Origin of the sequence: Wolbachia endosymbiont (group B) of Philonthus cognatus (assembly GCF_947179345.1) — a bacterium.
Classification (GTDB): domain Bacteria; phylum Pseudomonadota; class Alphaproteobacteria; order Rickettsiales; family Anaplasmataceae; genus Wolbachia.
Genome location: NZ_CAMXBG010000001.1, coordinates 245,551 through 266,643, shown reverse-complemented (window position 1 = coordinate 266,643; position 21,093 = coordinate 245,551). Strand labels below are relative to the sequence as shown.

24 protein-coding genes and 1 tRNA gene are annotated in these 21,093 nt (G+C 33.9%); 10 read left to right on the top strand and 15 right to left on the bottom strand.

Annotated elements, in window-relative coordinates; all coding sequences use genetic code 11:
- Positions 1-38 precede the first annotated feature (38 nt).
- Positions 39-611 carry a NifU family protein gene (locus tag ONG78_RS01215; protein ID WP_006015115.1) on the top strand — a complete coding sequence of 191 codons (573 nt, stop codon included), beginning with the start codon at positions 39-41 and terminating at the stop codon, positions 609-611.
- Positions 608-1,831, top strand: a complete 1,224-nt coding sequence (gene hisS, locus ONG78_RS01210) for a histidine--tRNA ligase (RefSeq protein ID WP_264377490.1) — start codon at positions 608-610, stop codon at positions 1,829-1,831. Before ONG78_RS01215 ends, hisS begins: the two co-directional genes overlap by 4 nt.
- Here hisS and surE read toward each other — a convergent pair.
- Positions 1,828-2,598, bottom strand: coding sequence for a 5'/3'-nucleotidase SurE (gene surE, locus ONG78_RS01205; protein ID WP_264375117.1), 771 nt, complete (start codon positions 2,596-2,598; stop codon positions 1,828-1,830). The two genes, hisS and surE, sit on opposite strands and share 4 nt — an antisense overlap.
- Positions 2,599-2,793: 195 nt before the next feature.
- The gene (locus ONG78_RS01200; RefSeq protein ID WP_264375116.1) at positions 2,794-4,236 is read right to left on the bottom strand and encodes a hypothetical protein; all 1,443 of its coding nucleotides are present in this window, start codon (positions 4,234-4,236) and stop codon (positions 2,794-2,796) included.
- Positions 4,237-4,381: 145 nt separating this feature from the next.
- Here ONG78_RS01200 and ONG78_RS01195 point away from each other — a divergent pair, with 145 nt between their 5' ends.
- Together ONG78_RS01195 and ONG78_RS01190 are read left to right on the top strand one after the other, a co-directional pair.
- Entirely contained in the window at positions 4,382-5,656 is a 1,275-nt protein-coding gene (locus tag ONG78_RS01195; RefSeq protein WP_264376552.1) for an APC family permease, read from the top strand.
- Positions 5,657-5,726: 70 nt separating this feature from the next.
- Positions 5,727-7,013: an APC family permease gene (locus ONG78_RS01190; protein WP_264377489.1), complete on the top strand. Its 1,287-nt coding sequence runs from the start codon at positions 5,727-5,729 to the stop codon at positions 7,011-7,013.
- Positions 7,014-7,041: 28 nt separating this feature from the next.
- Here ONG78_RS01190 and ONG78_RS01185 read toward each other — a convergent pair whose 3' ends face one another.
- Positions 7,042-7,467, bottom strand: a complete 426-nt coding sequence (locus tag ONG78_RS01185; protein ID WP_015587974.1) for a hypothetical protein — start codon at positions 7,465-7,467, stop codon at positions 7,042-7,044.
- Positions 7,468-7,605: 138 nt separating this feature from the next.
- On the opposite strand from ONG78_RS01185, the gene ONG78_RS01180 reads away from it, so the two are divergent.
- Complete coding sequence (locus tag ONG78_RS01180) at positions 7,606-8,628, top strand: aspartate-semialdehyde dehydrogenase (protein WP_264377488.1); 1,023 nt, start codon at positions 7,606-7,608, stop codon at positions 8,626-8,628.
- Between the two features lies 1 nt (position 8,629).
- Here the strand turns inward: ONG78_RS01180 and ONG78_RS01175 are convergent, their stop codons facing one another.
- Positions 8,630-9,706, bottom strand: coding sequence for a 5-(carboxyamino)imidazole ribonucleotide synthase (locus ONG78_RS01175; protein WP_010402894.1), 1,077 nt, complete (start codon positions 9,704-9,706; stop codon positions 8,630-8,632).
- Between the two features lie 106 nt (positions 9,707-9,812).
- Between ONG78_RS01175 and apaG the strand changes: the two genes are divergently transcribed.
- Complete coding sequence (gene apaG, locus ONG78_RS01170; RefSeq protein ID WP_010402892.1) at positions 9,813-10,217, top strand: Co2+/Mg2+ efflux protein ApaG; 405 nt, start codon at positions 9,813-9,815, stop codon at positions 10,215-10,217.
- Positions 10,218-10,419: 202 nt separating this feature from the next.
- On the opposite strand, the gene ONG78_RS01165 is transcribed toward apaG, so the two are convergent.
- A complete protein-coding gene (locus ONG78_RS01165; RefSeq protein WP_264377487.1) occupies positions 10,420-12,018 on the bottom strand; it encodes an ABC transporter permease in 1,599 nt (532 codons plus the stop codon).
- A gap of 130 nt (positions 12,019-12,148) precedes the next feature.
- On the opposite strand from ONG78_RS01165, the gene trhO reads away from it, so the two are divergent.
- Positions 12,149-12,994: an oxygen-dependent tRNA uridine(34) hydroxylase TrhO gene (gene trhO / locus ONG78_RS01160; RefSeq protein WP_264377486.1), complete on the top strand. Its 846-nt coding sequence runs from the start codon at positions 12,149-12,151 to the stop codon at positions 12,992-12,994.
- Here the strand turns inward: trhO and ONG78_RS01155 are convergent.
- Positions 12,991-13,392: a hypothetical protein gene (locus ONG78_RS01155; protein ID WP_264377485.1), complete on the bottom strand. Its 402-nt coding sequence runs from the start codon at positions 13,390-13,392 to the stop codon at positions 12,991-12,993. The two genes, trhO and ONG78_RS01155, sit on opposite strands and share 4 nt — an antisense overlap.
- A gap of 138 nt (positions 13,393-13,530) precedes the next feature.
- Here ONG78_RS01155 and ONG78_RS01150 point away from each other — a divergent pair, with 138 nt between their 5' ends.
- Positions 13,531-13,689, top strand: a complete 159-nt coding sequence (locus ONG78_RS01150; RefSeq protein ID WP_019236727.1) for a type II toxin-antitoxin system RelE family toxin — start codon at positions 13,531-13,533, stop codon at positions 13,687-13,689.
- Positions 13,690-14,048: 359 nt separating this feature from the next.
- Here ONG78_RS01150 and ONG78_RS01145 read toward each other — a convergent pair whose 3' ends face one another.
- The 4 genes from ONG78_RS01145 to ONG78_RS01130 all read right to left on the bottom strand — a co-directional run bounded on the left by ONG78_RS01145 (position 14,049) and on the right by ONG78_RS01130 (position 15,053).
- Positions 14,049-14,258 carry a hypothetical protein gene (locus tag ONG78_RS01145; RefSeq protein ID WP_264377484.1) on the bottom strand — a complete coding sequence of 70 codons (210 nt, stop codon included), beginning with the start codon at positions 14,256-14,258 and terminating at the stop codon, positions 14,049-14,051.
- The gene (locus tag ONG78_RS01140; protein ID WP_264377483.1) at positions 14,242-14,448 is read right to left on the bottom strand and encodes a DUF6290 family protein; all 207 of its coding nucleotides are present in this window, start codon (positions 14,446-14,448) and stop codon (positions 14,242-14,244) included. The genes ONG78_RS01145 and ONG78_RS01140 overlap by 17 nt, the downstream gene beginning before the upstream one ends.
- Before the next feature lie 123 nt (positions 14,449-14,571).
- Positions 14,572-14,847, bottom strand: a complete 276-nt coding sequence (locus tag ONG78_RS01135) for a type II toxin-antitoxin system RelE family toxin (RefSeq protein ID WP_264377482.1) — start codon at positions 14,845-14,847, stop codon at positions 14,572-14,574.
- A complete protein-coding gene (locus ONG78_RS01130; protein ID WP_064085397.1) occupies positions 14,838-15,053 on the bottom strand; it encodes a hypothetical protein in 216 nt (71 codons plus the stop codon). Before ONG78_RS01130 ends, ONG78_RS01135 begins: the two co-directional genes overlap by 10 nt.
- 137 nt (positions 15,054-15,190) lie before the next feature.
- Between ONG78_RS01130 and ONG78_RS01125 the strand changes: the two genes are divergently transcribed.
- The gene (locus ONG78_RS01125) at positions 15,191-15,454 is read left to right on the top strand and encodes a hypothetical protein (RefSeq protein ID WP_264377481.1); all 264 of its coding nucleotides are present in this window, start codon (positions 15,191-15,193) and stop codon (positions 15,452-15,454) included.
- Between the two features lie 359 nt (positions 15,455-15,813).
- Here the strand turns inward: ONG78_RS01125 and ONG78_RS01120 are convergent.
- From ONG78_RS01120 to ONG78_RS01100, 5 genes are all read right to left on the bottom strand, one after another.
- Positions 15,814-15,900: transfer RNA gene (locus ONG78_RS01120), tRNA-Ser, on the bottom strand.
- Positions 15,901-15,931: 31 nt separating this feature from the next.
- Entirely contained in the window at positions 15,932-16,720 is a 789-nt protein-coding gene (locus ONG78_RS01115; RefSeq protein WP_264375105.1) for a DUF2163 domain-containing protein, read from the bottom strand.
- A 37-nt stretch (positions 16,721-16,757) separates the two neighbouring features.
- Complete coding sequence (locus tag ONG78_RS01110; RefSeq protein WP_264377480.1) at positions 16,758-17,036, bottom strand: type II toxin-antitoxin system RelE/ParE family toxin; 279 nt, start codon at positions 17,034-17,036, stop codon at positions 16,758-16,760.
- The gene (locus ONG78_RS01105) at positions 17,033-17,257 is read right to left on the bottom strand and encodes a TA system antitoxin ParD family protein (protein ID WP_127463811.1); all 225 of its coding nucleotides are present in this window, start codon (positions 17,255-17,257) and stop codon (positions 17,033-17,035) included. The genes ONG78_RS01110 and ONG78_RS01105 overlap by 4 nt, the downstream gene beginning before the upstream one ends.
- A gap of 121 nt (positions 17,258-17,378) precedes the next feature.
- Positions 17,379-19,421 carry a WD0745 family porin gene (locus ONG78_RS01100; protein ID WP_264377479.1) on the bottom strand — a complete coding sequence of 681 codons (2,043 nt, stop codon included), beginning with the start codon at positions 19,419-19,421 and terminating at the stop codon, positions 17,379-17,381.
- A gap of 328 nt (positions 19,422-19,749) precedes the next feature.
- On the opposite strand from ONG78_RS01100, the gene ONG78_RS01095 reads away from it, so the two are divergent.
- Entirely contained in the window at positions 19,750-21,063 is a 1,314-nt protein-coding gene (locus ONG78_RS01095) for a lipase family protein (protein ID WP_007302125.1), read from the top strand.
- Positions 21,064-21,093 lie beyond the last annotated feature (30 nt).

Genomic DNA, 21,093 nt, shown 5'->3' with positions numbered 1-21,093 from the left:
ATTAAATAGTAACAATTATAATTGTCATGGTAAATAACATGTTTATCCAGATTGAAGAAACACCAAACCCAAACACGCTGAAATTTCTTCCTGGTTTTGAAATTCTGAGCGAAGGAGAAACAGCTGATTTTTCAAATGCAGATGAAATAAAGAACTCCAAACTAGCAGTAAATCTTTTTCAAATAGAACATGTTGTAAGAGTATTTTTTGGTCATGATTTTATTTCGGTAACAAAATCAGATAGAATGAATTGGGATATAGTAAAGGTGGAAATTTTAACTACAATTATGGATCACTTTACTTCTGGTGGAAAAGCATTTGATAAAGAAGGAGTAAGTGATAATAAAATGCTAGAGGAAGAATTCTTTAATGAAAATGATATAGAAATTGTAAATAGAATAAAAGAATTGATGGAAAGTTATATTAAACCTGCAGTTGCTCAAGATGGTGGTGATATCAAATTTCGTGGCTATAAAGACGGGATAGTTTATGTTGAGTTACAAGGAGCTTGCTCCGGATGCCCAAGTGCTGCAATTACTTTAAAGCAAGGAGTGCAGAATATGCTAAGCTATCACATACCAGAAGTTTCAGGTATAGAGACTATGCTATGACTAATCAAACAGTTAGAGGAACGAAAGATCTCCTGTTTGATGAATGGTATAAATCTAAATACATAGAGCAAACAGCAAATAGAATCTCAAGTTTATACGGCTTTTTGCCTGCTCAAACTCCGATATTTGAATATACGGAAGTTTTCACAAAGACTTTAGGTGATAGCTCAGACATCATCACTAAAGAGATGTACACCTTTAATGATAAAGGGGGAAAGAGCATAACTCTGCGTCCTGAGTTCACTGCAGCTATTGTTAGGTTACTCATTGAAAAAAAACTGCAAACGCCGATAAAATTATTTTCAATAGGGCCTGCATTTCGCTATGAAAGACCGCAAAAGGGAAGACAAAGGCAATTTCATCAGATAAATTTTGAGGTTTTTGGCATAGAAGATCCAAAAGCTGATATTGAATTGATATCACTCGCTCAGCACTTACTAACTGAATTTGGCATCAATAAAAATGTAAAGCTGGAAATTAACTCTCTGGGTGATAGTGAAACAACAAGTAAGTATAGAGAAGCTTTGATATCGTATTTAAAAAAGTTTCAAAATGACCTATCAGAAGATAGTCAAAATAGATTGATTAAAAACCCACTCAGAATATTAGACTCTAAGGATAAGACAGATAAAGAAATAATCTCTGACGCACCAAAAATCAGTGATTATTATACAAAAGAATCTTCATATTTCTTTGACCAGGTGTTAAATGGACTCCAAGCTCTTGGCATACCTTACACTGTAAATAGCAAATTAGTTCGAGGTCTAGACTATTATTGTCACACAGTATTTGAATTTGTCACAGAAGATTTAGGTGCACAAGGAGCAGTTTTTGCCGGTGGAAGATACGATAATCTAGTATCTTCAGTAGGTGGAAAACACACTCCAGCAATAGGATTTGCAGGGGGGATTGAGCGTATAATGGAATTAATCAACTATGCTGAAAAAAAAGAGAGGCCTATTTATATAATTCCAATCGGTGGAGAAGCTGAAGAACATGCTATAACACTTGCAAGTGAATTACGCAGAAATGGTTTATATGTGATTTACGAATATAGTGGAACTCTAAAAACCCGAATGAAAAAAGCAAATCAAGCAAATGCAAAAGTTGTATTAATCTTTGGTGATGAAGAGCTAAGCAGTAAAACTTTAAAAATTAAAAATATGGACACGGGTGAAGAAAAAATGATTGCTCGCGATAAAACCGTAGAAAATATCTAATCAGAAGCAATAGGAGTGTTAGCTATAGAAGAAAATTCCTCTGCACAAGAATTTTTCATAGCATTTAATATATCATAATCTGTAAAATCTAATTTTATCGGTGTAATAGTAATAAAACCTCCTTTTATTTTATCTACACTACCACTGCCTGAGTGTTCCCGAGACCAATTTAAGCTCAAAGAACCATTTAAGTTTTCAGTAAAAGTTAAATCACCATCAATGTTATATTCACCTTGTTCAGCAAATTCGACCCCTTTCACTTTTTCTGTAGCAGGAAAATTTATACTCATCACTATATCTTTAGGCCAACCAACTTTCATTAGCTTGCTGATAACCTTTGGTGCAAAAACTTTTGTATTGTTCCAGTCTATTTTATCATGATAAACTTGGCTCAGCGCAATAGAAGGTATAGATCTTGCAGCACCTTCCATTGCAGCACCGATTGTGCCTGAATAACAAATATCATCTCCGACATTTGATCCAATATTTACTCCAGATAATATTAAGTCTGGTTTCTTATTCATAATTTTATTTAACGCGATAATAACACAATCTGCGGGAGTACCAGACACACTAAACTCCCTTTCACTATGTTGGTTTATTCTAATAGATTGTTTCACTGGGTAATCAAGAGATCTTGCAGATCCACTCCTATCAGCATCTGGCGCCACTATCCATACTTCCGATGCAAAATTGTGTGCAATTTCTTTAAGTAGTCTTATTCCTTCACTTTCAAAACCATCATCATTTGTTATCAATATTATCATATGTAATACTCACCTATCAAAGTATACTAATGAGGTTTCTTTTCATAACCATAGCAAAGAACCTGCTACGAATCAATAAGGAAAAATTAGAGGGTGACCAGGTTGCCATCGTTTAGTTTGCTGTGAGTTAACTGTAAATATCAATTTTAGCTTCACGCCTAACTCACAATCAAAGCTTAGGCAAGTCTCAGAGCTCTAAGCAGCAGAGAATCTTGTATGCCCTGCAAAAAATGCTTTCATCTTTTCAAGATAAGTAGATGGTTCTGCAGGAACTTCTATCTCGTCTATCTTATAAGATATTGCTACATCTATGACTTCATCTGTTATTAATTCTCTCAGCCTTTGTTTTATTTGCCCTCTTCGAATATGTTCTCCATAGTCATTATAAAACTTCACATATAATTCTTTAAACACAAATTCTTTTATAGCATCTCTCATATAAGAAATTCCTTCCTTTACTTCATCATTTGCATTGCTCAAATTCACTCCAGAATTTGGCGAATATAAATCGTCAAACTTTTCTTTTAAAATCTTTATTTTAAAGTAGTGCTTATCTACAGATCTCTCAAGAAATCTTTTAGTAGCATTACCGGCCAATTCTCCTATTATCTGAGGCTCTAGTTGAGCTGCAAAATTATTTTCTGCTTCAAGGCCACTTAATGCATAAACGATACGATTAAGCATTCCAGGGCCACACTGGCGATTACTTTCCTCAAAACGAACCAGCAATATGGATTTCAACAGCTCTACATCTGCATTTTGCTTTCTTGCTGCAATTAAAACTAAATTTGTAGCCTGTGTTAATGTCAGTCCGGTTTTGGAATCTACCCACCTTACCCATTCTCCTTCTCTATAATTATCTACCTTCAAATAAGGCGCTATCAGTTCTTTCTGCTGATTTGTCAAACCGCCTATATAGTTTTTAAACTCTTCATCCAGCTCATTTGACGGAGTCCCATGTTCTTCCTTTAATTTTTTGGCACACTCAATAACACTTTGCTCAAAACTTCTAGTATGAACATTCTGATTACCAGTGCCTACATCACTTACATTAAACAAGAAGCTAAGTTGCTGTACATTCAAACCCAAAGGTGAGAAAAGCTTTATCAATGGATACTTTATTAATTCGAGAAGCGCTACTGGAGCTAGTAATACATAATTTAACAATAATAAACCGAAATTGAATATAAAAAATCTACGTAGAGCTGATACCTTTGATGCAATGTACAAAAATGGAAGCTGTAGGTAATATATTAGATGTATATTAAAGAATAAGATTTTGTCCTTTAATTTTATTGTTGGATCTTTGTAAACCTCAAATAACATGCTATTACTATCAATGTTGTCGTTTTTAAATGAGTTATAGTTGTTTATGATTTTGTCTTGTAAAGGAAGGAGCATTTTATTCAAACAAATAAATGCAGCGATAACAATAAAACCTGTAGCAAAAAATGCTAGTACAGGGCTAGAGGTACTTGTAGATAAGTAGGTGTAAAGATTACTAATTAAATCATTACAAGGGCGAACTAGAATTGGATCAAGGATATAGTTAATAAGAAGACTTAAATAATAATAAATGGCAAGTGATAATAAAATAAAAGCACAAGTAATCAGGAGTTTTTTTAACCTTGGATTCATAAACCACTTCTTAATAACCTATTAATATACTTCTCATTATATGCTTAAATTAAAAAAATGCAAATTTTTATACAAAAAAGATCAATTGAAATTTTCGAGCTTCAGCTATATTGTTAATATATTCAGATAAAAATTAAACATTGTCGTGTCAAATAAAATAGGCTTTTTGGCTATTTTCGCCTTGGTGATCAGTAGCCAAATCGGCTCTGGAATTTTTATGCTCCCAATTAGCCTTGCACCATACGGCGCTTATAGCCTCATAAGCTGGGTTATATCAGGATTTGGTGCTATATCTCTAGCTTTGGTTTTTGCTTCACTCTGCGCAAAGTTTCCAGAAACGGGGGGACCACACATTTATGTGAAACATGCTTTTGGTTCTACAGCAGCTTTTTTTGTTGGTTGGACATATTGGGTAAGTTCGTGGGTTAGCTCAACTGCTGTAACGATTGCAAGTATCGGTTATTTAGCTCCACTTTTTCATAATGATATACAAGATATACGTTTGCTTTTAGAAATAATATTAATTTTAGCTATTATGCTAATAAACTTAAGAGGAGTAACTACTGCCGGCCGTGTTGAGCTTCTGCTAACCATTGTTAAAATTATCGCACTTCTTGCAATACCCATAGCAGGGCTATTTTTCTTTGATAGAAATAATTTTATTGTAAGTGAGGAAGTATCAAACTTTACAATATCGCAAACTCTTGCTCGTTCTACACTCCTTACTTTATGGTGTTTTATTGGGCTTGAATCAGCAACAGCACCTGCAGGATCTGTCAATAATCCCTCTAAAACAATACCAAGGGCTATAGTGCTTGGAACAGTCTGTGTTGCTGTGATATATTTCATCAATAGTCTTTCAATTATGGGATTGATAAGTGGTAATGACCTAGCTAGTTCAAAAGCACCATATGTTGATGCGATAGAAATTATGTTTCCAGGTAATTGGCATTTAATTATTTCTGTTGTTGCCTTTATCGTTTCTGTAAGTAATTTAAATGCTTGGTTTTTAGCTGATGGACAGGTCACCTTAGGCCTTGCAAAAGACAAGTTAATGCCGCAATTTTTTGGCAAAAAAAATAAGCATGATGCTCCATTATGGGGAATAATACTCAGTACTTTGGGGGTGTTAGTTTTACTTATCCTAACGTCAAATAAAAGTTTTGCTGAGCAAGTAACTTCAATAATTGATATCTCTGTGGTGTCATTTTTGTTTATCTACTTAGCATGTAGCCTTGCTTTTCTCAAAGTTAATATACAAGACAAAAGCTACTGCAAATTTTTAATTGGAGGTGTGGCTGTATCTTTTTGCTGTTGGATAATATATGAGACTTCTATAAAAACATTATTAATATCAAGTCTATTCCCTTTAAGCGGAACACTTATTTATCTACTTTGGTATCATAAACTAAAAACTTAACTTAAATTTTTTATTTGCTAAAATTCTTAAGCTATACTACTGGCTTACATTAATAGAATTAAGAGGTATTGTGTCAAATAAAATAGGTTTTTGGGCTGTTTTTGCTTTAGTCATTAGTAGTCAGATCGGCTCTGGGGTTTTTATGCTTCCAATTAGCCTTGCTCCATATGGCGCTTATAGCCTTATAAGTTGGATGATATCAGGAGCTGGTGCTGTGTCTCTTGCGCTAGTTTTTGCTACGCTATGTGCAAAGTTTCCAGAAACAGGAGGTCCTCACGTTTATGTGAAACATACTTTTGGTCCTGCTGCAGCGTTCTTTGTTGGTTGGACATATTGGGTAATCTCATGGGTTAGTACAACAGCTTTAATAGTTGTGGGTGTTGGCTATCTTACACCATTTTTCCATGAAGATATCAAAAGTATGCGTTTATTTTTAGAGCTGTTGTTATTTACAATCATTACATTAATAAATTTAAGGGGAATAGCTACTGCAGGGCACGTTGAGTTTCTGCTCACGGTTGTGAAGGTTGCTGTATTGCTTGCAATACCTGTAGCAGCGTTGTTTTTTTTCGATAGAAATAATTTTATCATAAGTGAAGAAATATTAAGTCTTACAACATCGCAAATTCTTGCCCGCTCTACACTCCTTACTTTATGGTGTTTTATTGGACTTGAATTGGCAACAGCACCTGCAGGGTCAGTTGATAATCCAGCTAAAACTATACCAAAAGCTGTGGTGCTTGGCACAGTTTGTGTTGCTGTTATATATTTTATCAACAATTTTGCAATTATGGGATTGATCAATGGCAACAATTTAGCAAGTTCAAGAGCACCATATGTTGATGCGATAAAAATTATGTTTTCTGGTAATTGGCATTTAATTGTTTCTATAGTTGCATTCATTTTTTGTGTTGGCAGTCTAAACGCTTGGGTTTTATCTAGTGGACAAGTTGCTTTTGGTCTTGCAGAAGATAGACTAATGCCAAAATTCTTTGCTAAAAGGAACAAGCATGGCTCTCCTTTTTGGGGAATAACAGTTAGTTCAATTGGAACTGCAATTTTACTAATTCTCACTTCAAACAACAATTTTGCCCAGCAGATTACGTCGATTATTGACTTTTCTGTAATTTCATTTTTGTTCGTTTATCTTGCGTGCTGTTTTGCCTTTCTAAAGGTTATTATACAGGAGAGGAGTTGTTATAAGCTTTTAATTGGTAGCATAGCAACAACCTTTTGTTGTTGGGTGATATTAGAAACCCCTGTAGGTACTCTGCTGACTTCGAGCCTGTTCACTGCAAGTGGCATACCCATTTATTTATTTTGGTACTGCAAAACTTCTGTGCAACAAATTCAGTAGTGAGAGATACACTTTAAATGGTTAATATTTATGGGCCAAGATTTTTTTTCTCTTTATCTACTTGTTCAATATTACCATTCTCAAGTTTGCTACCTACTTCTTCTGTGCGTTTATTATCTATGTAGATCTCATTTTTTGCTTTATTAGAAAGACCTATTTGCGATTGCAGTTTTTTATACTCTTCTTTTTCAGGCGTGAAAATTTTCACTAAAAATCTTCCTATTATTGGTATTGAACTTAAAAAATCTCTTAATCCAAAAGATTCTTGCTTCTTGTTTGAAAGATGCTGGTCTATCTTAGAAATTTTCACACCATACTTTTTATCATCAAAATTTATCGCTGGCTTGCTTTTTTTCGAAAGAACATTTTGAATCTCTAATCTATTGACTTTTTCAGGCTTTTGAAATTCAGATACTGCAGGTTTGACCTTAGTGTCATCATGTTTTTTACTCATTTCATTCTACCATGCAATATTACTAGTGTCTTATAATTATAACTAAATTATGGTTAATTGCAAGGTAAAAATATTAAAGTAATTGTAAATTTTATCAGTAAAAATATAATATAGCTTTAAAGTCAGAGGTTTATCTATATGGGGTATAAAATTGCAGTTATTGGAGCAACAGGAAGAGTAGGGCGTGAGGTATTAAGCGCGCTTGCCGAGTTTCAAGACGAAGGAAAAATTTCAATAGATTCTGTTATTGTATTTGCATCAAAAAAATCAGAGGGAAAAAAGGTAAGTTTCGGCGATGAAGAATTAACTGTCTTAGACCTTGAGAACTACGATTTTGTTGGAATTAATATAGCAATTTTCTGTGCTGGCTCTCATGTTTCCGAGAGATACGTACCGATTGCAACTGAAGCTGGATGTATTGTCGTAGATAATACCTCTCGTTTTAGGATGAAAGAAGGCGTGCCACTAGTTATTCCAGAGATCAACAAAGATAAAATTACGGAATATAAAAACCATAATATAATATCTAATCCAAACTGTACTACAATACAAATGTTGCTGGCATTACATTTATTACACAAAAAAGCAAAAATAAAGAGAATCGTTGCTTCAACTTATCAATCAACTTCTGGTGCAGGTAAAGCAGCAATGGATGAGCTTTACAATCAGACAAAAAAAATCTTCATGAACGAAGCTAAAAAATCTGAAATATTTCCTAAGCAAATAGCATTTAATTGCATTCCCCATATAGGAGGGTTCATGGAAGATGGCTCTACAGAAGAGGAATGGAAAATGCAAGAGGAAACAAAAAAAATTTTAGGAGAGAATATAAAAGTGACTACAACTTGTGTAAGAGTGCCTGTCTTTATTGGACACGCTATAGCAGTAAATGTAGAATTTGATCAGCATATAACTGAAGAAGAAGCTCGTGAAATGCTCAGTGAAGACGATGGAGTTTTAGTACAAGATAAGCGCGAAGATGGTGGATATATGACTCAGATTGATGTTGTGCAAGAGGATGCCGTATACATATCGCGTATTAGACAAGACGATACCGTTAAACACGGATTAAATATGTGGATAGTAGCTGATAATCTACGCAAAGGTGCAGCACTAAATATAGTGCAGATCTTGGAGATCTTGATCAAAGAGCATTTATAGCTCAATAACTTAAATCTATATTGACATGTCCCATTTTACGCTTGTCCCTAACCTCTTTTTTCCCATATATGGTTAAACTAGCTTTTTCGTTGCTCAAATATTTGTGAGAATTATATATATCATTACCTATTATATTTTTTGTCATGCAAGGAAAGCGTAATACTACTTCCTGCATAGGTAATCCGCATATTACCCTCACCAGCTGCTCGAATTGACTAACGTTGCATGCATCCAAGCTCCAGTGGCAAGAATTGTGGGGTCTTGGGGCCAGTTCATTAACTAGTAATTCATGATTTTGAGTGATGAAAAATTCAATAGCTAGAATTCCTACTACATCAAGCGCAGTTGCTATTTTCTTTGCAGTTTTTTGTACCTCTTGGGCTAATTTATTATCTATTTTAGCTGGTGCTATTGAAGTATTAAGTATTCCGTCAACGTGGTGATTCTCTGCTATAGGAAAAAAAGCTACTTTACCGTTTTTATTTCTTGCAACGACTATTGAAACCTCTTTCAGTAAATCAACACTTGCTTCAAGAATGTACTCTTTATTCCAATCGAAGGAAGCAAATTGCTTCAGTTCAGAATCATTTTCAATCACATATTGTCCTTTTCCATCATAACCCATTTCTGTTGTTTTTAGCCTCACTGGATAGCTAAAAGTTTCACTACTTTCTAGTAGCTGATTATAATTTTGTATACTTTTGTAATCAGCAGTTTTTATGCTTAAATCTCTAATAAAATCTTTCTCTCTCAGCCTATTTTGCGAAATGTGTAACGCCTTTTTGCCTGGATAAAAATCTGCGTGCAGCGACACAATATCAATTGCACTACATGGAATATTTTCAGACTCAATAGTGACTAAATCCACACTCTGTGCAAAAGATTCAAGTGCCCTCTTATCACAGAAGTCTGCTATTGTTAAATCATCAGCAACAGAACAAGCTGGATCGTTTTTAGCACTGGCAAAAATATGCGTTTTGTGCCCAAGTTTTATTGCAGCGATAGCAGTCATTTTACCTAATTGCCCACTTCCTATTATTCCTATCACTTTTTTATCCAGTGGATCTGTTTTGTTCATCATGTAGATTAATATTTCCTAGTTAGAGTACGATAATATGCTTGGAAAATCTATGAAAAAAGTGTATAATTGAAGTGTGTTAAATTTTTATCATGAACACTTTACGATGACCATGAAATACACACTTATTACTAATTCTGTTGAAGTTACAGTTTTGCCAATTTACATTGAAGAGCAATCCATTCCTTATGAAAATTGTTACGTATGGATGTATAATGTTAAGATAAAAAACAAAAGCTCATCAACCATTCAATTATTAAGTCGCTATTGGCGAATAATAGATCATAAGGGCAAAATAAATGAAATTGCCGGAGTTGGTGTTATTGGAGAACAACCTGTAATAAAATCTGGAGAGGTATTCAAATATACAAGTGGAACATACTTAAATACACCATCAGGAATAATGCAGGGTAAATATGAATTTCTGAACGAAGAGAGCATAAAAACCTTTGATGTTATGGTACCACCCTTTTCCTTAGACAGTCCATACGTTAACACTAGACCTCATTGATCATCAAGATAGTGTATTTGTTCAAGTGCATCTGAAACCAATGCTTCTTGTTTTGTCATTTGAGCTTCCATAATGTCATCCGAGTAGCTGATACTGAGATCCAACTAAGTTGATAAACACGAAAGCACTGACCATTTGCTTCTATAGTTGTCTTTTTTCGTCTATCTTATTTTGTTACTCTGCTGAACAGATGCAAAATAGTTTATTTTTGATTCTTATCATCAAGTGTGAATAAGATTATTGTAGAGGTTAAACCTATAATAACTATCATTAACGAAAATGGGGCAGCTTCTCTGTAACGCTCATCGCTGACAAGTTCATATACTCTAGTTGATATAGTTTCAAAATTAAATGGTCTGATAATTAGTGTTGCCGTGAGTTCTTTTACCGTATCCATAAACACGAGCAGAAATCCCGATAGTATGCTTTTCTTGATAAGGGGAATATGAATATTCAGGCACGTGGAAATAGGCCCATGACCCATAGTATATGCAGTCCATTCAATTTCATTTGGTGTTTTTTTGAGTCCCGACTCTATCGCCTTGAAAGATATAGCAAAAAAACGAAATAAATATGAGTAAACTAATGCACCAATAGTTCCTACCAAGCTAATTTCTACAATATATTGAGTAATGAAAGAAGATATTCTGCTTAAAAACATTATTATGCTAATTGCAATAATTGCATTTGGAATTGCATATCCAAGAGAAATGAGACGTGCTACGTTGCTTATTACCTTGTTTCTACGCGCTGTATATCCAATAATTATCGCAATGCTAATTGAGATTAATGCGGTAATAAATGATAAACCAACACTATTTGCTATTATATTGTAAAATCTTGCTTCGTATATGAAAAAGCCTTTCTCTATGCTCCAATATATAAGTGGAATCATTGGTAAAATAAAGCCTATTAATATCGGCAATAAACACATAAGATAAGAAAAGATCAACGATATAGAACCGTTTATAATACGTTTATTGTGATAATCTGCATTAGTATTGATTGAAGAGTAAGATATTTCTCTTTTTTGTAGTTTTTTCTCGATAACTATTAGTGTTGCAACGAAAATCAGTTCTGCAACTGCCAAAACAGTAGTTGAATATTTGTCATGCAATAAAAACCAAGTACGGTATATTCCTGTCGTGAAAGTATCGATAGCAAGAAACTGTGGTGTGCCGAAATCTGTAATTACTTCCATTAGTACCAAGGATAACCCAGCTATAATTGATGGACGTATGGAGGGTATGATGACAGAAAACAGACTCTGTAATGAGGAGAACCCAAGTGTTGATGCAATAGTGACTGAGTTACTAACGCTCTTTAGACTTGAGCGGACCAACATATAAACGTATGGATATAGACTAAATCCCATTACTAATATTCCACCACCTAGGGATTTGATCTCGGGAAACCAATAGTCACCTTTGCCCAATTGAAAAGTATCTCTTAACAAGCTCTGAATCGGACCTGAAAACTCTAACGTGTTTACATAAACAAACGATACTATATATCCAGGAATTGATATCGGAAAGAATAAGGCAATCTCAAAAATTCTACTTCCGGGAAACGAAAAAAATGTAGTAAGCCAAGCTGGAATTACTCCAAATATAAAGGATATTAACCCTACTCCTATCATCAAAATCAACGTATTGAGTATATATTCAGGAAAAAGTCTACTAATTACCCATCCAGAGTTTGCTGATTCTGTAAATAGAATCGATATTAACGATAGTATAGGGCAGACAAATAATACACTTACTAAAAACAAGAATATATTTTTAAATACTCTCAGAAACATTAACTTGAATCTATATTTGATATTAAAATGTTATATGCAAAAACTAAAGATATCCAGTAATTAACAGCCGTCCTATTGAATATCTTCATAATTTTATATATTATGTTTTAAATCGATAAACTAATTAATTATGAGTTTTGTCATTGCAACTTTCTATCATTTTGTAAAACTCTCTAATTATTATGACATGAAAGATGAAATAAAAGTTGCATGCGATAATGTCGAATTAAAGGGTACTATACTCCTTGCAGAAGAGGGTATTAATGCAACTGTATCTGGAGAAAGAAACGCGATTGATAAAATACTTGATTTTCTACGTTCTGATTATAGACTAAGGGACCTTACATGGAAAGAGAGTGCAGCAGAATATCAACCATTTAGTAAGATGAAAGTGAGATTAAAAAGAGAAATTGTGAATCTTGGTGTAAGTAATCTCGATACTTCCGTTAGAGGCCAGTACGTTGATCCAGATTATTGGGATGATTTTATCTCTCAACCTGATGTTTTAGTGATAGACACACGAAATGATTACGAAGTAAAACTAGGCAAGTTTAAAAATGCAATCAATCCACATACTCAGCGTTTTCGAGATTTTCCTCAGTGGGCAGAGTCTTTCTCTGAGAGTAAAGATCTGAAAGTGGCTATGTACTGCACTGGTGGAATCAGATGTGAGAAATCTACAGCATATATGAAAAGCCTTGGATTTAAAGATGTTTACCATCTTAAAGGCGGTATTCTTTCCTATCTTGAAAAAACTGGTAATAAAAGTGGTAATTGGGAAGGCGAGTGTTTTGTTTTTGATGATAGAGTTGCTGTTGATCACTCACTCGCCCCAAGTGATAAAATAAAATGCATATTCTGCTCAAGTAAAGTTTCAACTGATGAGCTGAAATCAGTTCCACGTGGCCAGGTAGTTTGCTCTGATTGTAAATCTTTAAGTATTGAAAGAAATTCAGAATACAACACGAACCTTTAATAACTCCTTTCTCTTTGCATATTTGTAACCTTAATTTTGTCAAGGCATTTACCTACGACATAGCCCGCTCCAGCTCCAAGTAATGCACCAACTATAGCAAATGCAATCAACACTACACCAGAACCGCCAATAAGAGTTAAAGTTTCTTGCCCTAAATAACATGCTGCAACTAGACCAGCAACTAAACCAATTCCTACACCTATACACCTAAGTTTCATATTATTACTAATATTGTAACCTCTTCTATGCTTTAGGTTATGACTAGTATTGTTACTTATCCAATCAAAGATTTCGACATTTGGGTTTTTGTCCACAAAATCGATAAGCTTACCTATTGTTTTGTCACGCAAATTATCTAAAGATATAACGCCATTGTTTACATATTTTTCAAATGTCATTTTATTTTTCCATACTATTAGAATATGTTCTTATTACACTGAGCATCTTAATGATTGGTAAATTCCCATACAAGAATAAGTAGATAATCTTACCACTATAGGTGGGACTAAAGCGCTGTAAGATTAAATTCCTGAAAAATGTTAGTAAGAAGAGCTTTTCCAAAAACAATAAAGTTAAGAGTTGAAGAGATAGTGAAAGAGCGACTTACAGTTAATCCAATTGATTTTGGTGAATCGTTTTGTTACAAACTCAAAGGATACAGAAGACTGAGAACTGGCGATTATCGTATCATGTAAATGCTGCAAAGTATGAAGTGTTTCAATAAAACACAGAAAAGACATTTACGAGTCTGAGGCTCCATACTAATATCCTTCCAGTATTAACTTACTGTAACCTTTCCGGTTGAGCCACTGCAATTCTTTGCAACGTTTATCTCTAATCCGTTATTAGCATCGATTTTATAGTCTGTAGAATAGTAAAATTATAGGGGTATAGTCAAAAAATGAGTTATTTTTGAGCTGAGCAAAGCCACCTAAGGTGAAGAGGAAGAAGGGCTGTATAATGAAATATACTATGCTTATAGGAAGGTTCTAACTTTTATAGATGTATTCTCTATGCTCTATTGCAGTAATTATTACTGTACGTTCTAATTTACTTATTCTATAAACCAGACGATAATCACCAGATCGTATTCTACGATCTCACCAAGTAAAGGATCTCCTGCCTTTTCAGGAGAAAGTGTAAGACGCTCTTTTACAATTTCTTTTATCCTTGACCATATTGTCTTTGGAAGGTTTGGAATGTCTTTGTGAACTACATTTTCCTCATAGCAGATTAAATACTTATCACTAGTTGATGTCTTCATGCCTGATGAATTTTGCATTTCGAGTGTCACGTTGAATAGCGAGTTTGGCTATTGCCATATCTTCTTCATTTTCAATTGCTTCTTGTATAAACTGCTCTGCTAGCTCTTGAGCTGATTGATTCTTTACTTTAGCGAGACGAGCAAGGTTTTTTAAAACTTTTTCACTAATATTAATGCTTGAATCAGCCATAAGTGTTACCAAGGTATACTACTGCATAATTATACAACATTTTCCTGAAATTTTCAATAAAGAATTATATCGGAAGAATGGATCAGGAAGAAGGGCTGTATAATGTATATTTAATGTTTATATTTATTTTTTATAAATATCACATCTATGTCCTATCTCTGTGATAGTTACTATTTGTTCTAATTGATTTACTCTATAAATTATACGATATTCAACAACTCTTAACCTTCTACGTCCTTTTAAGCTGTGGTGTAATGGTTCACCGAGGTTTATTGGATCAACTGTAAGACGTTCTTTTATAGCCTTTTGGATTCTTAGCCTTATTGTTTTTTGAAGATTTGGTAAATCTCTCTCAACAACACTTTTGAGAGACTTAACTTTATAATGCTCTAATCCCACTTAATATCTTCAAAATCGACTGTTTCTGCACCTTCAACATCACGCTCATCAGAAATTTTAGACACTAAAAAATCTTCAATTTCAAGCTCGATTGCTTCTTTAAGTAGTTTTTCTGCTAATGCTTGAGCAGGTTGCTTAGTAAGTTCAGATAATTTAGCAAGATGCTGTAAGGTTTCTTTACTGAAAGCTAAATTAGCGTTTGCCATAAGTTTTACCAAGTTCTACTACTGTATAATTATACAATATTTTCCTAAAATTTTCAATAAAAGTAATTATACTATTATTAATATAATATTAATGCTTTTATATTAAAATTAATACAATATTAATTAAGGAGAATATTATGTTCGGAAACTTACAGAGTGAGAAAACAGGAGCAGATTTACAACAAAAGTTGGATAATCAATCAACACAGTATGGAAAAACACGTGTACACCGAAATGAATCAAATTTGAATGATTTGGATCCGGACATGGATCCTTCTCGGCTCTGGAAGAGCTCAGAGGGCAGAACAGTTTGTGAAGAATACCAGGTTAATGTAAGTGATGTATTAAGAGATATTGGAGACAATTTCCATGTTCTTGCAGATTCAGTGTCTGTTCTGTAGAAGGTACAGGTGTGAGGCTTCTCTTTTCTCCCGGAATTTTCAATAAAGAATTATATTGACAGATTATGATAGGTTGAGTATACACGAGTTTGCTGATGCTCGTGAGAAATTACACAGACTAAGTATAGTATTGCAAGACATTATTAGGAATAGGGAAGGTATGCTGGCTACTGGATGTATTTCTATGATAACAACTACTCTTCGTCATCAAAAATCAAGAAAGCTCTGCAACTTGATAACTCTATTCTTTTATTGACGTAGATGACTCTGAAAAATTGCGGAGCTGAAGTGCTAATGCTATATGGTTATTACGTTCAAGAACAAAACGGAAAATCCTATGTTATACTAGAAATAATGTGCGGAAAAGGGGGGATTCGAACCCCCGACATATTTTCATATGTGCACGCTTTCCAAGCGTGTGCTTTAGACCGCTCAGCCACCTTTCCATACTTATTCATAATATTAAAAATTATGCTGCTAAACAACTGGTATATATGGTTCGCCACGGAAATTCACAGTATTGTTAAACTTGTTTTTGCACGTTAAAAACGCTTTATCACAACCTGCAAGTATCGAATATTTATCTCCGGTAGAAATTTGATATGGAGGAGAAGCAAATAATGTAACTACTTTATTTTTGTATTCTTTAACTACAACTTCAAATGTTGCTGAACTAAACACTCCGTGCTTATAATATCCATCGCTTTCGATTAAATTAGTGTCTTCAAATCTTCTTTCATCTATCACTTTAGTAATTGTGCTCATTCTACTAAACTTTTTAGCATCAGCTTTACATCTATCATCGCAAAATTGTGCCCTGCATACAGGAGAATATAGCTCTGTTATGCTTCTCTCAAGCTTTGTCGCAAGACCTCTAATTTCAGCGATAAACCTCCCACTATTTAATGTTACTTTACCAAAAGTTCCTGCATGCAAATTCATAATTCCCTGACTCAAATCTTTATAATTCACAAGAAATATTTCAATATTTGCAAAGTCATGCCTTCCTGATAAAACATCTTTTTCTTTAATATCAGCACTATTTAATATTCCTTCAATTTCTAGATTATCAGTTCTCAAATCGCTATTTAATATTATACTGCTGGCTATAAAACCGCTTGAAGATTTATAGAGTATATTATTGAGATTTAAATCTTCGTCATAGTCGGTAAATCCCATTACTTTCCCACCTACAAGTGTTAATTTCCAGCAAGTAGCGATGGTAAGTAATTCTCCAGTTAAATGGTTTTTTAGTTTGGTTTGCATAGTTGCCTCTTATAAATAATGGCATACCTGCATTTAGCTACACTTGTTTTTTCAAATCTCTATAAAAATTTTCGTGTAGAGCAAATGCAAGAAGTGTTAATATGTTATTTTGTTCGTTGTGAATATAGGCTAATAATGTCAGTTGATTAAAAATAGAGAATTTATACACGCGAACACCTGCAAGATCGCCTGACTTTAGCTCTCCAATATATGGGTTACCTTGAATTTGTTTGATGGCTTCTTCAAGTTTGGGTAGTTGATTATTGTGCAGCTTCTTCATTGACCGCTTAAAAGTGTTGGTGAGAAGAATCTTCAAAATTTTGTGGACTTATACTCCTCAACATTACCTGACTTGATATCCTCAATGCCTGAAAGGATTTCTTTGATAATATTATAGCTTAGCTCAGGGTTATCTTCAACAATCTGACCAATCTTAGCCCAATGCTCGATTTGTTGCGGTACAGAACGATTTTGCAATACGGAATGAGACTGCACTATCTTCTCAAATTCCCCATCAAGATTTACTGTTATACTCATTAGATTATTACTTCCTAGTTTTAGCTATTATATCATATATTGGAAATTTTTTCAACATTTTGAAAGTGCATAGTGAAAACACACACCACATTCAAGTTGTGGTGTGTATTACTAGAACAAATTAGAAAGAAAACTTCACACCAGTTAGTAGAAGAATTCCTTGGTTAGAAGGTACATCAGCATTATTTTTATCTTTCAGCGCACCTTTTTCATCAGTCATAAAATAATGTAAGGCTGCATAAGGAACAAACTTGCTCTTATTGCAAGAAGATAGATCATACTGAACACCAAGTGCAACATCATGAAGCATATCTTTATCATTCATTGTACTGCCAAAGTATGTCAAGCTTGTATAAACATTCTCATATTGATAACCAGCACCTGCAGTCCAATACATGGTGTCCTTGTCATTAAATTGCTTTAAGCCATTTTTTCTAGCAATATCAGTAGTCTCTTTATATTCTTTTGAAGTAGGGTTGAGTTCCTTGATACTCTTCGGTTGACCAGATTTGCCTAAATATGCAAAAGAAGCAGCGAATTTTATATTTTGACCTTCATCAATCTTATAATCAGCGCTTACACCCAAATTAACACCCATCAGGTCATTGTACTCTACAAATTCCTTATAAAGATGCTTATCTTTACTCGGTTGCTTTGAAACCCCATATTCACCAACTACGGAAGTTTTAACTTTTACATTATGTTTACTAAAGTCATATTCATATGATGCACCAGCACTTATTATATGCTGATAATCTGGTCCAACATGTCTTAACGTTTCCTCATTCTTTACCCCTGTTACCTTATTACTTGAATCTTTGAGGAAATCTGGAGCTATTTCTTTTACAACGGATAAACCACTATCGTAGCGAGGTGAGTAGCTAAGACCAAATCTTGCACCCATATAATTTGGTGAGTAGTAAGCAGCTCTAAACGGCAATGTGGTCATAACGTCTTTGTTGTATTTTCCTGCCATACGGAAGGAGAGTTTTTCGCTCTCGCTCGAGAAGCTTTCAGTGTAAAGACGTGGTGTTACGTAAAATGGGAAGTTTGCAGCACTTCCTTCTAAGTTTACTTTTCTGAACCAGTCACTATCTGCAGCTCCATCAACAGTTGCAATTCTTGTTGCATCAAGTCTCATCAGAGACTCAGGACCAAACTGATAGCCAAGTTTCAGATCACCATATTTTGAATTCAAAAACACATGTGCACTTCTACCTCTTGCAGCATTCACGCCTTGTGAAGCTCCTTTACCTTCAGTAACTGGAACATGGAATTGTACATCGGCACCATAACGAAGACCAATATCCTCATTTTTATTTTCAGCTCTTAAGTGCAATATTGCATCTGAAATCATGCCCATGTTTTCACTGTAATCACCAATATTCCCTATCCCTTTAGGAAATATTGGATTTGCTCCTTTTATACTATCTGGAGTATTGTTAAAATAATCTGTAGATTTACCTGGCATAACATTATAATGGTTATAGCCACTTAGCCCATGGTTACCATAACCTTGAGAATCAACAACGCCACCGAAAGTTATTCTTAAACCATCCCCTTGATTGGTATTGATAATATCAATCCCACCAACTGAAACAACAGGACTTGCCTTACCTTTTTCCTCTGTATTGCTGTTAACAACTTTTACATTCTTTTTTATATCTTTAGCTTCAATTTTAGCATTCTTAGTTTTAGAACCCTTAATTTTTGACTTTTCTACATTAGAATTTTTAGTGCTTAGAGCTTTCGCCTTTGAATCCTCTATAAGCTTTGCTTTTTTCTCTTTTGCTAGCCTAATTTCATCTTTTTTCTTTTGTTTTGCTACTAATTTTAACTCTTCTTTTTTCTTCTTTTGTTCAGCTGCTAATTTTAACTCCTCTTTTTTCTTCTGCTCAGCTGCTAATCTTAGTTCTTCTTTTTTCTTAAGCTCCTCAGCTTTTTTTCTTGGATCAGCATTACATATCCTGTCCATTTTTTCTTTTAGTTTCTTATTTGACGTCTTCATCACTTCCATCTTTCCAGAAGTTTTGATTGACTCGTTACTCTCTTGCTTTTTTACTTCCTTCATACTCTCGTCAGAAAAGTCAGCAGCAAAGCCACTGAAAGAACATAAAGTCAATAGAGAAGCTAGAGCAGTTCTAGTATAAATAGATTTTTTCATGAAGTGCCCCCAAAAAATTTTAAAATCATAACATAAATAGTATAAAGGTGTTGAAAATCCAACTTAAAGTAACCTTATAGCGAAAATAAAAGTAAAAGGCAATACTTTAAAAGCAACTTTCTTAATACGCTCAACGTGTATATTAACCAAAATTTAGTACAGAGGTTTGCTTGTTAGTGTATTATAACTCTATACTTATTCTATGGAAGTAAAATTTACTCAAGTGAAAGTACATAAAGATTAAAATATTAATATAACTATTGACAATAATATTAGTTTATATTATAATTAGTGAATTATTGTTTTATTTTTAATAATTAAGGTATTTATGGATTTTAGTTTTTTACGAAATTGGTTTAGCACTACAGGTGCTGCTACAGGCTCAGAGCCAGGTAATACTGAACAGCCAGATTCTATTTCAGTAGATGATGGCAAATACGAGATGAAAGAATATGACGATGAATTTGAGATCATTGAAGATTATGAATTTATAAATCGTGCTGATCCAAATGAGCCATGTTCTTTACCTTCTGACTATAAAATAGATGAAAGTATTGTAAAAATTGCAGGATTTGATCGAGAGAAATTATTAGAAATGGGTAATTTCTGCAAGATAAGCTATGGCGATGATGATGGTAAATTAAGTAAAAAAAGATGTAACAACCTAGCTCAAAGAGTATACAAAACTGAATTTGAAATTGTAGAAGATTTTGAAATTGTTCCATCTACTGAAAAAATGTATAAAACTAGAGCTGAACTCATCAGCGAAGGTTATGAAATTATTCCATTTGGTAATAGCTTTGAAAAAGATGCTGGTCACGTTTTTATAAAAGGTAAAGAAATAACAATAGCTTACCATGGTACTCGTCTGAGCCAGAGTTTTAATGATGGAATTACTGATATAAATGTACTTTTTGCTACTTCGGAATTTTTACCTGAAGGTGGAAGAATTCATTGTGGTTTCTATAATTCATTTATGGATTCATGGCCTAATCTGTATGGCATTTTGAAATCTCATGCTGAAAAACAGGGATCAGAAATCAAGGATTTTAAAATTAATCTCACAGGTCACAGTATGGGAGGAGCTATTGCTAAGATAGCTGCTTTATGCCTCAATAAAACAGAAGGAGCTGAAGATGTTCATGTTGCAACTTTTGGTGATCCACGAGTTTTTGATCTTACTGCTAGTGAATTTTATAATGATGTTCTTCAAGAAAAAACCATTAGAGTAACTCAACATAGACAAGACCCAGTACCAGCGGTATCACCTGGTATTTGTGGTTATGCTCATGTAGGTGCACAATTGAGAATATCAGTACCTGAAGGATATTTTGTTCATCAAATAGATGGTTATCATGAAGCCATTAAAATAATGGATGAAAAAGATTTCCGATCGAACAATAACGTTTCTCTCTTTTATTACCCTTCGAGAATATTAAGTCGAATTAACTGTGCAGTTTTAGGTAATGCTCAATATTATGCTGCTAATTTAGGTAATTATATTCTTGGTGGACAAAATTTTTTCGAGAAAGTAAAAAAGGAATACCAAGATAAAAACTTAGAAAATTTTTCTAAGCTTGAACAAGCAGAAGTTAAGCAAAGGGCACATCAAAATGTCTTTTCTACTACAAGGAGTTTATAACTACTATACAGAGCAATCATTAGATTGCTC